The organism is Sporolactobacillus sp. BBK16-2, from assembly GCF_059878335.1.
This window is the reverse complement of sequence record NZ_CM187611.1, coordinates 3,027,938-3,044,784: the sequence shown is the minus strand read 5'-3', so window position 1 is coordinate 3,044,784 and position 16,847 is coordinate 3,027,938. Positions and strand designations below refer to the sequence as shown.

The 16,847-nt window shown below is 42.4% G+C and carries 20 protein-coding genes; 13 read left to right on the top strand and 7 right to left on the bottom strand.

The window, feature by feature from the left end:
* The first annotated feature begins 377 nt into the window (after positions 1-377).
* A complete protein-coding gene (gene tnpA / locus AC6F33_RS15110) occupies positions 378-809 on the top strand; it encodes an IS200/IS605 family transposase (RefSeq protein ID WP_255748404.1) in 432 nt (143 codons plus the stop codon).
* A 567-nt stretch (positions 810-1,376) separates the two neighbouring features.
* On the opposite strand, the gene AC6F33_RS15105 is transcribed toward tnpA, so the two are convergent.
* The gene (locus AC6F33_RS15105; RefSeq protein ID WP_255748403.1) at positions 1,377-2,012 is read right to left on the bottom strand and encodes a LysE family translocator; all 636 of its coding nucleotides are present in this window, start codon (positions 2,010-2,012) and stop codon (positions 1,377-1,379) included.
* A 438-nt stretch (positions 2,013-2,450) separates the two neighbouring features.
* Between AC6F33_RS15105 and AC6F33_RS15100 the strand changes: the two genes are divergently transcribed.
* The 5 genes from AC6F33_RS15100 to AC6F33_RS15080 all read left to right on the top strand — a co-directional run bounded on the left by AC6F33_RS15100 (position 2,451) and on the right by AC6F33_RS15080 (position 5,505).
* Positions 2,451-2,648 (top strand): hypothetical protein, encoded by a 198-nt coding sequence (locus AC6F33_RS15100; protein ID WP_500777390.1) that lies wholly within the window; start codon positions 2,451-2,453, stop codon positions 2,646-2,648.
* 25 nt (positions 2,649-2,673) lie between these two features.
* Positions 2,674-2,814, top strand: coding sequence for a LysM peptidoglycan-binding domain-containing protein (locus AC6F33_RS15095; RefSeq protein ID WP_500777389.1), 141 nt, complete (start codon positions 2,674-2,676; stop codon positions 2,812-2,814).
* 13 nt (positions 2,815-2,827) lie between these two features.
* Positions 2,828-3,217, top strand: coding sequence for a hypothetical protein (locus tag AC6F33_RS15090; protein ID WP_480952926.1), 390 nt, complete (start codon positions 2,828-2,830; stop codon positions 3,215-3,217).
* 183 nt (positions 3,218-3,400) lie between these two features.
* The gene (locus tag AC6F33_RS15085; protein ID WP_500777388.1) at positions 3,401-3,928 is read left to right on the top strand and encodes a hypothetical protein; all 528 of its coding nucleotides are present in this window, start codon (positions 3,401-3,403) and stop codon (positions 3,926-3,928) included.
* Between the two features lie 215 nt (positions 3,929-4,143).
* Entirely contained in the window at positions 4,144-5,505 is a 1,362-nt protein-coding gene (locus tag AC6F33_RS15080; protein WP_480948231.1) for an IS4 family transposase, read from the top strand.
* On the opposite strand, the gene AC6F33_RS15075 is transcribed toward AC6F33_RS15080, so the two are convergent.
* Positions 5,483-6,016, bottom strand: coding sequence for a flavodoxin family protein (locus AC6F33_RS15075; protein WP_500777387.1), 534 nt, complete (start codon positions 6,014-6,016; stop codon positions 5,483-5,485). The genes AC6F33_RS15080 and AC6F33_RS15075 overlap by 23 nt on opposite strands.
* A gap of 208 nt (positions 6,017-6,224) precedes the next feature.
* Between AC6F33_RS15075 and AC6F33_RS15070 the strand changes: the two genes are divergently transcribed.
* Positions 6,225-6,401, top strand: a complete 177-nt coding sequence (locus AC6F33_RS15070; RefSeq protein ID WP_255748398.1) for a hypothetical protein — start codon at positions 6,225-6,227, stop codon at positions 6,399-6,401.
* Positions 6,398-6,757, top strand: a complete 360-nt coding sequence (locus AC6F33_RS15065; RefSeq protein WP_500777386.1) for a YolD-like family protein — start codon at positions 6,398-6,400, stop codon at positions 6,755-6,757. Before AC6F33_RS15070 ends, AC6F33_RS15065 begins: the two co-directional genes overlap by 4 nt.
* A 121-nt stretch (positions 6,758-6,878) precedes the next feature.
* Here the strand turns inward: AC6F33_RS15065 and AC6F33_RS15060 are convergent, their stop codons facing one another.
* Positions 6,879-7,109 carry a hypothetical protein gene (locus AC6F33_RS15060; protein WP_500777385.1) on the bottom strand — a complete coding sequence of 77 codons (231 nt, stop codon included), beginning with the start codon at positions 7,107-7,109 and terminating at the stop codon, positions 6,879-6,881.
* Between the two features lie 401 nt (positions 7,110-7,510).
* Between AC6F33_RS15060 and AC6F33_RS15055 the strand changes: the two genes are divergently transcribed.
* A complete protein-coding gene (locus AC6F33_RS15055; protein WP_500777384.1) occupies positions 7,511-8,938 on the top strand; it encodes an IS5 family transposase in 1,428 nt (475 codons plus the stop codon).
* Positions 8,939-9,442: 504 nt separating this feature from the next.
* Positions 9,443-9,799: a hypothetical protein gene (locus tag AC6F33_RS15050; protein ID WP_500777383.1), complete on the top strand. Its 357-nt coding sequence runs from the start codon at positions 9,443-9,445 to the stop codon at positions 9,797-9,799.
* A gap of 87 nt (positions 9,800-9,886) precedes the next feature.
* On the opposite strand, the gene AC6F33_RS15045 is transcribed toward AC6F33_RS15050, so the two are convergent.
* A complete protein-coding gene (locus tag AC6F33_RS15045) occupies positions 9,887-10,057 on the bottom strand; it encodes a hypothetical protein (protein ID WP_480948806.1) in 171 nt (56 codons plus the stop codon).
* Between the two features lie 95 nt (positions 10,058-10,152).
* Positions 10,153-10,446 carry a putative quinol monooxygenase gene (locus tag AC6F33_RS15040; RefSeq protein WP_480948805.1) on the bottom strand — a complete coding sequence of 98 codons (294 nt, stop codon included), beginning with the start codon at positions 10,444-10,446 and terminating at the stop codon, positions 10,153-10,155.
* 130 nt (positions 10,447-10,576) lie between these two features.
* Between AC6F33_RS15040 and AC6F33_RS15035 the strand changes: the two genes are divergently transcribed.
* Positions 10,577-11,272 carry a DUF3298 and DUF4163 domain-containing protein gene (locus tag AC6F33_RS15035; RefSeq protein ID WP_480948804.1) on the top strand — a complete coding sequence of 232 codons (696 nt, stop codon included), beginning with the start codon at positions 10,577-10,579 and terminating at the stop codon, positions 11,270-11,272.
* Positions 11,273-11,664: 392 nt separating this feature from the next.
* Here the strand turns inward: AC6F33_RS15035 and AC6F33_RS15030 are convergent, their stop codons facing one another.
* On the bottom strand, positions 11,665-13,062 hold the full coding sequence (locus AC6F33_RS15030; RefSeq protein WP_500777382.1) for a GH25 family lysozyme: 1,398 nt from the start codon (positions 13,060-13,062) through the stop codon (positions 11,665-11,667).
* Positions 13,063-13,352: 290 nt separating this feature from the next.
* Here AC6F33_RS15030 and AC6F33_RS15025 point away from each other — a divergent pair, with 290 nt between their 5' ends.
* Positions 13,353-14,507 (top strand): cation:proton antiporter, encoded by a 1,155-nt coding sequence (locus AC6F33_RS15025; protein ID WP_500777381.1) that lies wholly within the window; start codon positions 13,353-13,355, stop codon positions 14,505-14,507.
* 47 nt (positions 14,508-14,554) lie between these two features.
* Here AC6F33_RS15025 and AC6F33_RS15020 read toward each other — a convergent pair whose 3' ends face one another.
* Positions 14,555-15,331, bottom strand: a complete 777-nt coding sequence (locus AC6F33_RS15020; protein WP_500778171.1) for a carbon-nitrogen family hydrolase — start codon at positions 15,329-15,331, stop codon at positions 14,555-14,557.
* Positions 15,332-15,494: 163 nt separating this feature from the next.
* Here AC6F33_RS15020 and AC6F33_RS15015 point away from each other — a divergent pair, with 163 nt between their 5' ends.
* Positions 15,495-16,775 (top strand): ArsB/NhaD family transporter, encoded by a 1,281-nt coding sequence (locus AC6F33_RS15015; protein ID WP_500777380.1) that lies wholly within the window; start codon positions 15,495-15,497, stop codon positions 16,773-16,775.
* Positions 16,776-16,847: the final 72 nt, after the last annotated feature.

Below are 16,847 nucleotides of genomic sequence, written 5' to 3'. Positions count from 1 at the left end.
TCCACCTCCTTATTGCCTTCAAAATTTTGGTAATTATTGAAGGCTTAGGTTTGTGTTGTCTCTTTTTTCAAATGTCTGTGAGAAGTAAAGGAATTAATCTTATTTAGGTCTTGACTTAATACCACAAGACTTAATAAATCGGGATTCGTCTCGATCGAACGATACCCTATTTTACCATATTAAATGGCATGTGATGCTAAAGGAGACGCGGCGTATCATGTCAGAAAATAATAGAGAATGAATGAAAGCGGCACCCTCAGGGGTTGTTTTGATTTTGCTTTAGTTTCCAAAAGCGGGGTCTAAACCCACCGTCTTTAGACGGTATCCGCTTTTAGCCTTATCTTTTCGTGTCCATACTTTTTACAGAGGTGAAAAGTATGGACGGTTATCAAAAAAATGGTCACGCGATCTATGACATCAAGTATCATGTGATCTGGGTGACAAAATATCGCTACAAAGTGTTGCGAGGCCAGGTTGCTGTCCGGTTACGGGAACTGATCCGGCAAGGTTGTGACGCCAGAGGGATCACGATTCTGCAAGGTAGCGTAGGTAAAGAGCACATTCACCTGCTAATTTCCTGTCCGCCCAGTTTGGCTCCAAGTAAAGTCATGCAGTATTTGAAAGGATGTTCATCCCGGTTATTACAGGATGAATTTCCAGAATTGAAAAAACGATATTGGGGTCAGCATTTATGGTCCAGAGGCTATTTCTGTGCAACGGTGGGCACCGTGACAGACGGAATCATCCGAACTTATATTGCCAATCAATCAAATAAAGTCAGGGACGACATTTTCAGGATTGATGACTGAGTTCAGTCAGAATTCAGTGTGCATTGAGCACAAGAACTTTCAGAAGACTTCAGTCTTGAATGGCGACTTTAAGTCGCAGACATTTATGTCTGAACCCACCTGCTTTAGCAGGTGGGCGTTTAGAGGAGATATGCAGCCAATTGCTCTAGGAGTGCTAGACACGGGTAAATGATGGGTTGCGGCTATACAAAAATAGTATTGGCCCCACCATCGCCAACACTGATGGCGATGGTGGGGCCACCCTCACTGACATTTATTGTACCTCTCAAATGTTAAAAACAGCTTAAGGCTGAATTAAGAAGGTATTAGGAATGGTATTGGCATCCACTGTTCACACGATGAGTACGTTTGCCTGCCAGCTGCCCTCAACAGCTGGTAAGAACGGAATCTTTCCCTATTTTATTCATGGAGACTGCAGAGCTGACAAGAGGTTGGAATATTTTTTCAATTTTCAAGTATTAGTTTATTAAAAAAAGAGGTTTCTCAACCGATTTTGAAATCGATGAGAGACCTCTTTTTTGTATCCATACGGAGGCATTGTCCCAAATGATGTCGGCAGCAAGATGCTTAATATGCTGTGGTCAAAGATCTTATAAATTCATACCCAAACCGGATGCCAAATGCCAGTAATACAAAACCTGCGCCAATAGAGAACCAACGCATAAACTTTTGATTCACAAATCGGCGTGTCATGTGTATGACGCTGAGCAGAACGATATCGTGAAGAATAATTCCCAATAGTATTCCTAAGGCAATATAAAGAAAAGAATGTGATGTAGAAGCGGTTAATGAATTTGTGAGGATGGAGCCGAAAATACCAATCCAAAAAATAATACTTCCCGGCGATATTGCTACCATTAAACCCGACAAATAGGATTTTAGAAGCGAACGCTGAACAGGTTTCTGTTCCTCATCATGAATAAAATCTTTACTCTCTTTAAAACTGTCAACAGCTAGATAGATAAGAAAGAAACAGCCAAACAGCCACATTACACTTTTAATTATCGGCATCGATAGAATTGTAGAAAAGCCGAAATAGATGAAGAGAATCATGATAAAATCAACGGTCATTCCGCCAAGACCAACGCACCACCCAAATAAAAAGCCATTTCTTAATCCCTGCTTGGTCATACCAATGGTGATCGGACCAACAGGAACTGAAATAGAAAAACCTAATACTATGTACGTGAACAAAAGATGCATCAATAAACCCCTTTCCATTACCTTGCTTTGCACCCGAGTGAATCTAGATTCATGTCTTTTTCTATTCCTTTTGCACAGTGGCTATAGATCCCCTCAATCCCTCTTTCGTTCCGCAGCCAAAGAGAATGTGCAGGAGACCGCAGAAATAGCTATCCCATAAACGAGAATTGAAGATGGAAATATGGATGCGGCAATGTAAGCCAGATGTTTTGAGGACGAGCTTCTCAAGTTCGAAGATGATGTTGCCAATGTGCAAAGACAAGACACCAATACTATAGTCACCTCAATAGCCTGAAAAAATAGCATACTATATTTTTGATTAGCTTGCATAATTAACTTAACATGCAGATTTATCCAGGCAGAGGTTACTTAAATAAAGTATGATGAAAGGGAATTGTTTTCGTTTGATACTAAACGAATGGTGAGGAGGTAATCTATATGCTTTTACTGATCAGCGTTCTTTTTTTATTGAGCAGTGCGTCAATGACTTTTGCTATACAGGCTCTGTATCAATTATCATTTAAAGAAAAATACACATCACTATCCGATTTCTGCGATCGAACCGGACTTGCATGGATCCCCTCAATTTTATTTGTTCTATCCTTAGTGACCTTCATCGTATCTTTTGCATATTAAACAGAAAAAGTTTGGGGCCGAGAAAATGACGGGTAAGTACCGTTATTTCCTCGGTCTCTTTTTAATGATCTGCACTGCCAAAAAAGGCGACAGTCTGTGGAAGATCGCTCAAGCAAGGAAAGTAACCGTGAATAAGCTAATGAGCGTAAGCAGACTAACCTTTTGAAAGGATGAGTGTTGTGCAGGATTTAGGAGTACAGGTTTTATCGGCAGTTTTATCTCTATTAGTGGCAGGTGTCGGTGCTTTAATCACAGCCTTCGTGCCAAAGATTAAATTGGCAGCGGACAAACATCTGAGCTCGTCTCAGGCTGATATAGCTAATAAAGTTCTTGATGGACTGTCATCAATTGCTGAGACTGTCGTTGCAGATTTTAATCAGCGAGTTGTTGCGGATGCCAAGGCCAAAGGAGCGTTTACTTCAGAACTTGCTGCGCGTGTCAAAGATGACGCAGTCAAGTCCGTCATCGCTCAGGCACCGGAATTGATCTCACTCGGAGAGCAGGCGATTGGCGATATTAAAGCGCTGATTCCGCAATTGATTGAACAAGCAGTTCTCAAGGCAAAATAAAACGCCACCACCCAGGGGTTTCTGGGTGTAGTACATATTAAAATGAATAATGAGAAGAGAAGAAAATAGCATGTCTATACTCATCGGTAAAATAGAGGAGATGGAAAAACTCACATGACACTGATTAGCAGCAGCTTTTTAGGTATCCTATAAATAATCGTTTAGCAAAATTTTAAGAGGTGATTGAAAATTAAGGCATACAAAATTTTGGCAATGAGTATTCTGCTTTTGGTTCTATTTACCGGGTGCACGCATGTGAAGAAGTCAACAAATGCGAAGCAAGTTCAAGTAAATGCCGCACTCGTTAAAGATCTAAAGCATGGGAAAATCAGCGGGACACCGCTTTCTTTAAACGATGGATTTAGTTTGGATGACGTCAAAAAAGCCTGGGGAGAGCCGAATCGGCACATTGATCGTGAAGAAGTGCAGAGTTATGTGTATCAAAAAAACGGTCAAACGTTTCAGATCGATGACAACATTGAAACGGATGACTTTAAGGATCAGAGACGCTTTAAATATAGCTTCGTTGTGCATTTGAAGACTTCTCGAGAAAAGATCGTTAAAGAAATGCGCATGTCGCCAAAAATAAATGGAAAACACCTGCTTCAGTATCAATATAATGGGCACGTCATTCAATTCGAACAAGACGGGACAAAAAACAACTGGCTCATGTTCTACAGAAATGCATCGCAAAGCGACATAAAAGAGTGAGCATATCATTTTTAAAGGCGGACCAATTAGATCAATGATTAGCTTGATTTTTAAAATAGTGACTCAACTTTCGCAGTGTAAAAGTCTGGGAGAATCCTTGATGTAACCTGTTTTGTGAGCTATTCATTAGGGATCTTGACAAAATAGAAAGACACCTTCCTTTTTGGTATAGTGAATTTGACGAAAACACTACCAAAAGAAGAGGTGTCCTCTATATGATAGCGAAAAAGGGTCTGAATAATCAACTGCCAAAAGAAATAAAAGTGACTTTTGATGAGTTGGGTGTGCTCAAACATTTACGTCATGCAGGTATTACGAAAGCGTTTGGCTTTACGTGTGCCTATCTATTTCAACTGGTGTTCTGTCTCATCTTTGAACAGAAAAATTGGTATCGCCTTTTGGAGAGTAAGAAAACAACCCATTATCCTGGAAAAGATGCCGTTTATCGTTTTCTGAATCATTCTCAGTTTGCTTGGCGTCGGTTTCTTCTTTTTTTGAGTACGAGCACGATTCAAAAGGTAAGTACACTGACGGATCATCATCGTCCGAAAGTACTCATCGTTGATGATTCCTCTTTCTATCGACAACGGAGTAAAACAGTTGAACTGCTTGCCCGATGTTTTGATCATGCCTCTCAAAAAATGCGGTACTATAAGGGATTCCGGATGTTAACTTTAGGCTGGTCTGATGGAGCTACATTTATGCCTATTGATTTCTCATTGCTGAGTTCAAAGAAGGCACAAATTAACGGCATTTCTCAGAAGATTGATAAACGCTGTTCCGGCTATAAACGGCGGATGGAAGCTCTTCAAACAGCGCCTGAGCAGATTCCTGCTATGATTGAGCGTGCATTAAAGAGCGGAATCGAAGCCTCTTATGTGCTCATGGATACCTGGTTTACCCAACAGCCTTTGATTCAAGCCATCCGGACAAAAGGAATGGACGTCATCGGTATGGTCAAGGACACTAATCAACGTTATCAGGTGAAGAACAAGCTGGTTGGGTTAAAATCGTTATACCATGCCGCCCCGCCGGTCACTGGTCATCGAACCCTTTTGCGTTCCATCCAAACCACCATGGCCAATGGGATCAGCGTAAAGGTTGTTTTCGTGTCGAACCGCAATATGAAAAGCGAATGGTTGGCCATTTTGAGTACGGATTGTACGCTAAGCGAACAAGAGATCATTCGTATTTATGGCATGCGATGGGATATAGAAGTGTTTTTCAAAACCACAAAATCCCTGCTGAAGCTTCAAAAAGAGTTTCAAGGCCGATCTTATGATTTGATGATCAGCCATACCACCATTGTCTTTTCTCGTTTTATCCTCTTATCTTGGCAAAATCGCTGCCATACCGATCACCGCACACTCGGAGGCATGTTCTATGAACTCTGCGATGAGGTGAACGAATTAGATTGGGCCGCAGCGCTTGCAGATCTATTCAAAATTTTTGATGATGTGCTTCAGCAGACAAATAAGAGGCTCAACAAATTAATTAAAAGTCAACTCGTACAATGGATGGCTGGTTTACCTAACTATATCAAGGTTTATCTACCTAAATTGGGGTGCGAAAGTTGAGATAGTGATTTAAATGGGCAGCAGCATTCAAGGCGTTTTTATCTGTTAAAACGTCCCCCTTTTTGTCCCCTTTGCCAATGACATAACTGCCGAATTTCATTTGTAAAAAGTCACAAATACATTGCATTTGCTGTATCATGGGTAAAGCTTTTATATAAGGTTCATCGCCTCCTACGGTAATTAAATGAACTTCTTTCGCCTTCAATTTTTCTCTGAAATCGGGCATTGACGGATCTCTCAGGGTTTCAGACCAACGATCAATATATAGTTTTAATAAACTAGACATCCCATACCAGTAAACCGGAGTAACAAATAAAATTATATCTGCGAGCACTTGTTTTCGGATCAGCTTTTGGTAATCGTCATCTTCATGTCTGTGAGTTGAGATGGGATTAATGTGATAATCTCTCAAAAAAACGTTTGTAACATCTAAATCTTGAAGCGCAAAATGTGCAAGCGTTTCTGAGTTCCCTTTGTCTCTTATCGAACCATAAAAAGCAATGATTTTCATAAAATAATCTCCAGTTAGTGTTTTCTTAACTATAATGATTTTTAGAAAGCCATTAAAGAAGAATAGTCCGATAACATCAATCGGATTTTCGAATGCATCAAAGTTGAAGCATGTTTTGTCTACTTAAATTATATCGAACGTGAGTTTGTATTTTTAGTTTAAAAAGAACATATGTTCGTGTATAATAGATGACAAAAGGAGTGATTTGATGCTATCTGACTTCGAGCGAAAACTGCGGCAAATTATTCTTAACGACAGCATCGGCGGCAGAAAGGTAGATATGGACGCGTTGGAACAACGGACCGGACATAGCAGACAGGAAATTGAGGATACCATCGAGAAGTTATTACGGTTACCAAATGACAAGGGTGGAATTAACCTATGAGTAAGTTAACCGAAGAATCGTCGTGTATGCAGTCGGAGTCCGACTTGGGTATGTCCGCAATGCTGGAGACAAGAATGAGAAATGAGGTACGAAACAACACGAAAATAGACCGGCCGATACTTGCCGAGGACGAGACTGAGCAGATCAGACGAACGCTACAAGCAGCGATTAACGAGCGTGCACCCGTTCAGTTAAGTTATTACAAGGGCGGTTTCATAAAGCAGTCGATTTGTTACCCGAGCTGTCTTGATTCATTCAGCAGACAGCTGATTGTCCGTGATGCTTATGGTATGAAGAAAAATTATGATTTTCGAGATGTTATAGACGCACAATTTGGTCCGCAAAATAATGATTAATGAATAGTTTGATGCTTCTTCAGTTTCCCCATGCGTTGCTGGAGAATATAGACTTTAATTTAACGCTCTGACATGACATGGTTTGAGAGAAGCTGCGAATATTTATTAACATTGAGCACACTCAAAATGGTAAGCCCCAAATGTGGATGACAATCAATACAATAATGAAACTCAATATCGTTTCAATGAGGATGTCTCTTATCAGTTCTTTGTCTTTCCAAATACTATAAATGCCGAAAGTAATTAATCCTAAAACACCCGACACTTTTCCAAAATTGGGAAAAGCAGCGATAAACACAAGAAGAAAAATGGCAGACATGAACGATGTATAAATGATTTGGATTGTTTTCATATCTGCACTCCAGTAACGTTTTTGAATAAATTGTATCACATTTAAATCATACGCAATTGTTGAGTAGAAAATAGTCACTAGAGTTATCGAACGATCTTAACTTAAAAGCTTCAGAAAGGGATTTTTTATACTATAAGTTTATCGTTTTGTCTTGCTGGTACGACGATCAGCGTCATAAAATTTGGTTGGGCGATCAGGTAAGCGCCCAATCTGAGAAATAAACGGAAAAATTCCGTTTAATTAGAAAAAGAATGAAAAAATAGCTTAAATAGTGGATACTTAGTAATTCTAAAACACCTTAAAGTAAACAATTACACACACATTTAGTGTATAATAAATGCATGGGATCACGCACTCTGACGCAATTTCCCGTGCATTTTTCAATGAATGAGGTGCTTGGGATGGTTTATCGGACGAAAACAGTTCAACTTTCTATAGAATCTTTCGGACAGGGGCTCGGTGTCTCTTTAAGTCCGGACAATAAATGGGTGCAACTTGCAGATCAACTGCCGTGGACCGAGATGGAGACTATCTATCGTGAAGTTTTTCCGTCTCCACTTGGCCGAGCAGGCAAACCCTTCCGACTTTTTTATGGGGCACAGCTCATTAAGCAATCCACCGGTCTTTCCGACGCTGATTTGGTCAAGGCCATTCGGGATACTCCGGCCTATCAGTACTTTATGGGGTGTCCCACGTACACAGTCAAAGTGCCGTTCAATCCGTCCGCCCTCACGCATTTCCGGAAACGGATCGCACCGATCAGTTCTCGGTTGCGTACGATGATCGGAGGCTGGTGTAAAATCCAGCTTCAAGACAGCCTGGGCGACGAGCAGAAGACGATGATCCTTGACGCTACGGTCACGCCCGTTCATATCCGCTTTCCACAAGACTATTCCTTACTCAACCAGGCGCGCACGTTCCTTGAAACGTTCATTACGGAACTAGCGCATCAGCTCCACGTTCCCATTCCGCGGACCTACAAACGGGAAGCGCATAAAACCTATGTCACGTTCACCAAGAAGCCGCGTCGCACGGCTAAGGAAACGCGCCAACAAATCAAAGCGCAACTGCAGTACGTGCGACGTGATTTGCGTTATGTCGGCGAGCTTCAGGCACAAGGGGGACAATTGACAGAGAAGCAACTGAGCCGACTGGTTACCATCCAGGAACTGTTTACGCAACAGGAGTTCATGTATCGGACGAAGACCCACCGAGTGGACCATCGGATTGTCAGTCTGGCCCAGCCGTATGTGCGCCCGATCAAACGAGGCAAGGCGAAACAAAATACCGAGTTTGGTCCCAAAATCGATGTCTCCATTCAGGATGGGATCCTCGACATCGAACGGGTCGATTTCAACGCGTTTAATGAAAGTACCGACTTTCAAAAGGCCGTTGAGCGGTATAAAGAGCAGCACGGTTATTACCCCGACGAAGTGCTGGCCGACAAGCTGTACCGCAATCGGGAAAACATCGCGTTTGCCAAAGAGCGAGGCATGACGATTATAGGACCCAAACTCGGGCGCAAACCCAAGAACGTCGACGAAAAGCAACGACGCGCCGAGAACGCAGCAGCGCGTGATGCGGAGAATCGCCGCGGGCAAATTGAGCGCAGCTTTGCTTTTATCAAACAAAAGTGCAGCCTTGGCTTAGTGCGCGCCAAAACAAAGGATACCATTGCCGTCACCATTGATATGGGCATTACGATGGCAAACATCGATACGGTCTTACGCCTTTTTTCTTTTGCCCTTTTACTTGTCGTACAAATCAAGGATACATACCTAACGATTAGCTATAAATCAAGCGAAGACGCCGAATTTTTACTCACCTAATTCAGCACCCACTAAATAGACGGAGAAATTCCGCTTATTTTACTCGTTACTTAATTAAGGACCGGGCGCTTTTTGCCCGGTTTTTCTTACAGGTAAAGAAAGTATATGATTTTCGCCAAAGCCAAAGGTTTGAACCAAACGCGCAGGTGCGAGACTCCTGCGGGAGTGCAGGCCAGAGGAGACCCCGCAGGTATTAGTTTGCTTGAGGAGGCTCCCGGACTGCCCGCGGTCGCGCTCAGTTGATGCGAGCAACCGAAGCGATGATTCAAGCACCGAAAGACACAAACCAATGCTAAAAAAGGAACTTTCGCTAAATACGCATACGTCCTGTATGCAACGCGAAAGCCACCGCATCCTGCGGAAGTAAGGACCGGGTGCTTTTTGCCCGGTTTTTCTAATCTGAAATTCAGAAAAAATGATGAGCAAAACTAATTAATGATTTCTTAAGATTGCATTGCTACACTATAGATTGTTTTTAATCATGGGGGAAAGGGGGAGGTAACAATGACGGTTTCGTTGAACAATTATTTACTCAATTATCTATTGCAGATTGAGAATTCAAATTCTGCTACAACAGCATCAACGAGCAGCACAGACACAAAGGAATTATCTTCTGAGTTTGCACAATTGCTTGCTTCTTCATTAATGAACGATTCATCATCTCAGATGCTCGGCACTTTGTCTTCATCCAACAGCGAGCTGACTGATGGGGATTCTAATAATTCGAGCAGTATTTCCGGTATTTCGGATACATCAACTCAAATCACCAATTCAGTGGAAGATCTGTTGTGGAATTTACTCTCATCTGCTGCGAATAACAGTACGGATGCGACAACGGCAGCTTCAGGCGCTTCAGTCTGATATCAGTATCAGCTTTTTTTACTATGAAAAAGTCAAAAGGCTCTCTGCATGTGTTCTGCAGAGAGCCCTTTGATTAGCCGTAATGCCTCAACCTTGCGGACTGAACGTTCCGCTCATATTCTGAGCGGCTTTCCCCATTTGATCCATCGGCTGTTTTGCCCATTTAGGCATATTTTTCTGGTTGTTTTTCATCCAGAAAAAAGCGGCTGTTGCTCCGCATCCTGCTAAAAAAGACCAGAAGGCATGACCGTTTCCCATTGGTTTCATCTCCCTCAATTATTTGGTGCATGAGTATTTTCCGTTGTTTCACGAAAAAGATACGATGAAAAAATAGGAAGCAGTGAGCTTCTCTTTTACTGTTTTTTTTCTGCCTGAAAAAGAGTTACTTTTGTCGGCACCTCAAAGAATGGGACGGAAATCGAGCCAAAGTGAACAAAATGTTCGGTTTGATTATGAACATCCACTGCTTTCTGATCTTTCCATTCCTCAATCATCATGAATGTGTTCGGTTCTTGAGCATTTTCCAATAAATTGTAGCTGATGTTTCCTTCTTCAGCCTGAGATCCGGCCACAAGTGGCTTGGTCGCGGAAAGAAATGCATCTCTTTGTTCCGATTTAACTTTAAATAGCGCATGTATGATGATCATTCTCCATCACCTCACTGCTTATTTTACGCGATACGAAAGCAAAACAGAAATGAAAACGATTTATTTTAGGCGTATTCATAGCTTGAAGGTGTCAGGACATACTAAGGAAAAAGAAAGGAGTACGTTATACATGAACAAAAGATGGATCGTACCTTTTATCGTCTGCTTCAGTCTGTTGTCCGGTATGATTTTTGCATCCGTATCCAAAGCAAATACCTGCCCGCCGGTAAAATACAAAATTCAGCAGTTGTCTGAAGGCATTTCCTATCCGCAGATTACGTCAGGGCTTGAAGATCAACAGATCATGGATCAAATGAACCGGGTTTTTCGTAAACATGCGGAAAATGTGCAAAAAACGGACAAGAAATACAAAGAACAATACGCACATGATCAGTTGATTAGTGCAGCGGGACCTTATTATGCTCATACTCAGCCGACAGTACGTTTTAACAGCAACTGCCTACTCAGTGTTTCATTCATTGATGAATCCTACACAGGCGGCGCGCACGGCATGCACTATGAAAAAGTTTATAATTACGATACGCGCAGCGGGAGACAATACCAATTAAACGATATCATCCACACCAAGAAGGAACTTAAGAAAGTCAATGCCTATCTGAAAAAGCAAATGATCAAGCTGAAAAATGAGGGACGCTATGATTTCTTTCTCGATTCGTTCAAAAGCGTTGATCTGAAGAACGGACAGTTTTATTTCTACGATCATGGAATTGTCATTGTTTTTCAGGAATACGAGGTCGCTCCCTATTCAAATGGCATCATTCATTTGAAGGTTCCGTATCATGTGTTCATTGAAGATCGAGAATAATATGAAAAGAGTAACATCTATTTCAAAAATTTGCCGATATTCCCCTATTTATAAAAAATTTCAGTATGCTATAGGTGTCAAATGAAATTGTGTTTGTTGACTTCCCCCTGTTATATAATCTTTTATTGGACCCTTGCGAGAGGGTTTATTTTTTTGCGTGTGCTTATTCTCTAAAACGAATTATGAGTTCTTTTTCATAACTTCTAAAATCATTCAGCATTCTGTTAATCAGTTCTTAATAATTCCGCTGTATCATAAGAGATGTTAAATCAATGAAGCATTGTTTAACCTCCCCTTTTTAATATAGGAACAACTCTTGGGCGCCTGATCACAGGCGTCACTTTTTTTGTTAAAAAAAAGACCTTCGGAAGGGAAGGCCTCTAAATGATAGATTACATTGCATTAGGGTCATAATAAGAAACATTTTGATCAACGGCACCGCTGATCCCTGAAACGGTACCATTGCTCGTATATTGCCAGATATCAACTTGAAAACCTGTTCCCACCCCGCTATTGGTCCCTTGACCGCGGTAACGTGCGATCCAAATAAGCATCCTTTGAGGTTGTGAAATTCGGCTCATGTCAATATAGGTTTTATAGAAATTCGATCCGGAATAAATGCCTAACTTAGAAAAGCCTCTGTTTCGCATTTGGTTGAGGAACACATTGACATTATCGCTTAGGGTTTCTTTGACATTGCCCTGGATACCATTTGTTGTTTCAACGTCTACAAATAAATAGCCGAGATTGTCATTATTGAATCCTGAGTTATTCAGCACATTAGCAAAATTATTGGCTTCAGCTATAGCTTGATCGCTATTTGCTGCTCTGAAGAAATGATAGGCATCGACTTTAAGACCAACATTTTGTGCATTATGCGCATTTGCTGAGAACGTATTATCCGACCCTTTGCTTCCTTCACTTGCTTTAACAATAACAAAGCTGTTTCCAGAATTTTTAATGGCATTAAAATCGATCGTTCCACCACTATTATCATTTTGCCAGTGAGAAAGATCGACACCGTTAGCACCTGCAGGAGGATTAAATCGATTCAAATCTGTTGTCAGGTTGTTCTTATATACGAAGCCTTCTTTTCCATCATTGGTTCGAATACGTTTCCAATCCCCATTCTGACCAATGATAGTCACTGCTGTTTTCTCTCTCAGTGTTGTGACAACGGCAGATTGTGAATTGGTATCTTGATAAACCTTGAGATTGTCGTATCCGATATACGCTGTATAGGCATTGACCGGTGAATAATTCAATTTGACGATTTCAGGTGGGGCTGCACTGGCTATTGGGGGATTGCCCATCTTTACATATTTTGCAGCGATATAGTAGGTGACTCTTCCGTGTTTAAATCCGTACCAGCCGCCGTGATATCCGGAAACGGTGATTTTCTCGTTGCGGTGCAATTTTTTCACAGATTTGTACTGATTGCCTGCTCCGGCACGTGCGTTCACAGCGCTGACGGTTATATGGGCTCTGCGGGAATCAATATTGCCTTTTAACCATTTATTCTGAACATAACCTCTTTTGCCGCCCGAATAAATATATGCGTAGCCCTTTTTCTGACCAAGCACGGTTATTCGTGTATTCATGTGGACCGTGCGCACGGTTTTATATTTGCTGCTCGGCTTGTTGCGGATATTCAGCGAATAGCAGCGAACATAAGCCTTATAGTTCGCCGTTGCTGCATGGGCGGAATGTTCGAATGGCACGATTATGCAGCCAATCGTTAATGAGAAAAAGATAAGAGCAACGCTGAGCATCTTGACTGTTTTATTCACTTTTTTCTCCCCTTAGTTATGAAATACCGACAGAATAAACCTCCTTTCTTTCAAATGAGACAACGTTCCTCGTAATCTAATTATCGTGAAGCGATTGCTAGACTTCAAGGTCTTGGAATGAGTTTGCAAGAATTTTACATAGCCTTAATAAAATGGAAATGATGATTGTGGTGTTGACAAAAGAGTAGGTGAATGAGTAGTCTTAAGGAAATGAATATAAGACGAAATTTGGTGGAGCCTGTCAACATAGGCTTCACTTTGTTTTTTTTCAGGAGGAGAGGAAGGATAGAATGACTATTATCATTCAATTAGCAGTGATTATTCTAGCAACAAAACTGGCGGGACATCTGAGTGCTCGGCTCGGACAGCCGGCGGTTCTCGGCGAGCTCATTGTGGGCATTGTAATTGGTCCGGCCATTCTTGGCTGGATACCGGATTCGGACATTATTCATACATTCAGTGAAATTGGTGTGCTGCTGCTTATGTTTATTGCCGGTCTCGAAACGGATCTTGAAGGATTGAAAAACAGCGCGCGTTCATCATCGGCTGTGGCGGTCGGCGGCGTTATTCTGCCGCTTGGTTTCGGCTATCTGGCAGGAGAGCTGATGGGAATGGATACGAATCACGCTGTGTTTCTCGGACTTATTCTTTCGGCAACCTCTGTCAGCATTTCCGTACAGACCCTGAAGGAACTTGGCAAGCTGCAGACAAAAGAAAGTACAACGCTGCTGGGAGCGGCGGTACTTGATGATGTACTGGTTATTGTTCTTTTGGCATTCGCAATGAGTCTGTTTGGTGATTCAACCCAATTTATTTGGTGGGTTGTTGGTGAGAAAATCATTTTCTTTGTGACAGCACTTGTTGTTGCGTGGAAAGGAATTCCATGGCTCATCCGCTTATGTCAGCGATTGAAGGTTGCAGAGCCCTTGATCAGCGGTGCAGTTGTCCTTTTGCTCGCCTATGCATGGTACGCGGAACTGCTCGGCGTTGCCGGAATCATTGGAGCTTTTATTGTCGGCGTGGCAATGGCACAGACGTCGTTAAAGAAAACGATTGAGCACAAAATAGAGCCGATTGCTTACAGCATTTTTGTTCCGGTCTTTTTTGTAAGTATTGGATTGAAGGTATCGTTTGCCGGAATTCTCGACCAGCTGTGGTTTATTATTGGTGTGACATTGATCGCTATTTTAACGAAATTCATTGGTTCCGGATTCGGCGCTTGGCTTACAGGTTTTTCACGCTTGTCCTCACTCCGTATCGGGTCCGGCATGATTTCGCGTGGAGAAGTGGCGCTCATTCTCGCTTCAATCGGGATCGAAGCGCATGTACTCGAGCAGCAGTACTTTACGCCCCTGATCATTGTTGTTATTTTGACGACACTGGTTACTCCGCCGCTTTTGAAGTTCATGTTTGAGAAAAAGGATGCTCAAGCACATGCAAATTAAAAAATGCGTGCGAAAAGTCGCACGCACAGATTGCATCAGCTGCAAGTTTACTCGATCGGAACTCGGTGTTTGAGCTGTGGGAACTCATCTCTTATTTGATCAACAGTTGCCAGATCAATCTCGGCTGTGACGATGGATTCATTTTCATCTCCGGTAGCAATTACGTTGCCCCAAGGATCAACGATGCGGCTGTGGCCGCCTAGGACGACACCTCGATTTGTGCCGACACAATTGCAGGAGGCGAGAAAACATTGGTTCTCGACGGCGCGTGCCGCATTAAAAAGTTCCCAGTGCGCCAGACGCGCAAGCGGCCAAGCTGAAGTAATGAGGAACATTTTGGCTCCTTTATCGAGTTCTTTGCGGAACTGTTCAGGAAAACGGAGATCATAGCACGTAGCGAGTCCGACTTTGCCGAATTCAGTGTCTACAGTGACCGGATCGCTTCCGCGTGTCAACAGCTCACCTTCCTCGGATCCATAAGTAAATAAATGGATTTTGCGATAGGATCCGATTAATTCGCCTTGGCGGTTGAATAGAACACTTGTGTTGTAAAAGTGTTCTCCGGACTTTTCAACGAAGCTGCCGGCGAACAGATACGTGTTCAGCTCGCATGCTTTTTGGGCAAAATGAGAAACAAAGCGGCCGTGCAGCGGCTCAGCTTCATCCTGATAATGGTCGAATGTATTGTAGCCGGTCATCCAGATTTCCGGAAGAAGAATAAAATCATAGCCAGTGAGTTTGTCAAGAAGTGCGTCTGCTTTTTTCAATCGATCTGACGCAGATTGTGTATCGCTGATTTGAAGCTGAATCGATGCGATTTTCATCAATGCCATTCCCTTCGAGAAGCGATGTTTTGATTTGATTATCGCACAAATTTGCGGTTGGATTCAAAGAAGAATCGTTTTGATTGAGATTGGTTTTGTTAAATCCATGAATGCTGCAACGAAAAAATAAAATCAGAGAAAACGAGGAAAAGGGAAGGTAACGATGGAGAATGAAGCGTTAATTGCTATAATTATTTTTATCATTGCCTATGAGATGATTATATCTGAAAAAATACATCGAACGATCGCTGCTATGTCAGGCGCAGCACTCTTAATTTTTCTTGGTGTCCTCACTCAAGATGAGGCGATTAAGTATATTGACTTTAATACGATCGGTCTCTTAACCGGTATGATGATTATTGTGTCGATCACCGTTCAAACAGGACTTTTTAAATACCTCTCCATTCGTTCCGCACAGTGTGTCCATGGACAGCCAATTGCTTTGCTTATTATGTTTTCGCTAATTACGGCAATCGGCTCGGCTTTTTTGGACAACGTGACGACTGTGCTGCTGGTTGTACCGGTGACTTTGAGCATCGCGAGACAACTGGACATTTCACCGACACCTTTTCTGATGTCGGAGATTTTCATGGCCAATATCGGAGGTACCGCAACGATGATCGGCGATCCGCCGAACATCATGATCGGAAGCGCTGTACCAGATCTTAGCTTTATGGATTTTATCACGAATCTGGCACCGGTCATCTTCATCATTACTGTTGCAACGCTTGTCATGCTTGCATTCATCTATCGCCGTTCACTGCATGGAAATACGGACGCACGCGCAAAATTAGCGGGACTCAACGCATCCGAAGCCATTAAAGATAAAGCGTTGCTTATAAAAGCTGTTTCTGTTCTGCTGCTCACAGTTGCCGGATTCTTCATGCATCAGATTATGGGCGTGGAAACAGCGACGATTGCCCTAACAGGCGCGTTTTTGCTCCTTTTGCTCTCCGGAGAACGCTATTTGGAAAAAGCTTTGGCGGGTGTCGAATGGCCAACCATATTCTTTTTTGTCGGTCTTTTTATCTTGGTTGCGGGACTTGTGGAGACGGGGGTCATCGCAAGTTTGGCTAAAGGAGCGCTTGCTCTTACAGGAGGCGAACTTGTCCCAACGACGTTTCTGATCCTTTGGATGAGCGCAATCGCTTCTTCATTTATCGATAATATTCCTTTCGTCGCGACAATGATTCCGCTTATTAAAGACATGGGCGAGCTCGGCGTAACTAATCTTGAACCGCTCTGGTGGAGCCTGTCCTTAGGGGCATGTCTTGGCGGGAATGGGCTCTTGATCGGTGCCAGTGCAAATCTTGTGGTTGCAGGTCTTTCAGGACGAGGCGGTCATCGCATTTCTTTTCTTGGTTTTATGAAAATAGGAATACCTGTAATGCTGCTCTCAATTGTGATTTCTTCCATTTATGTCTACTTGAGGTATTTGCTTTGATGGGTTGCTGATCACCGCATTCATTGTTAAAATAGGACAAGTGATTCATTTTGAAATTTAGCGAATAATAAC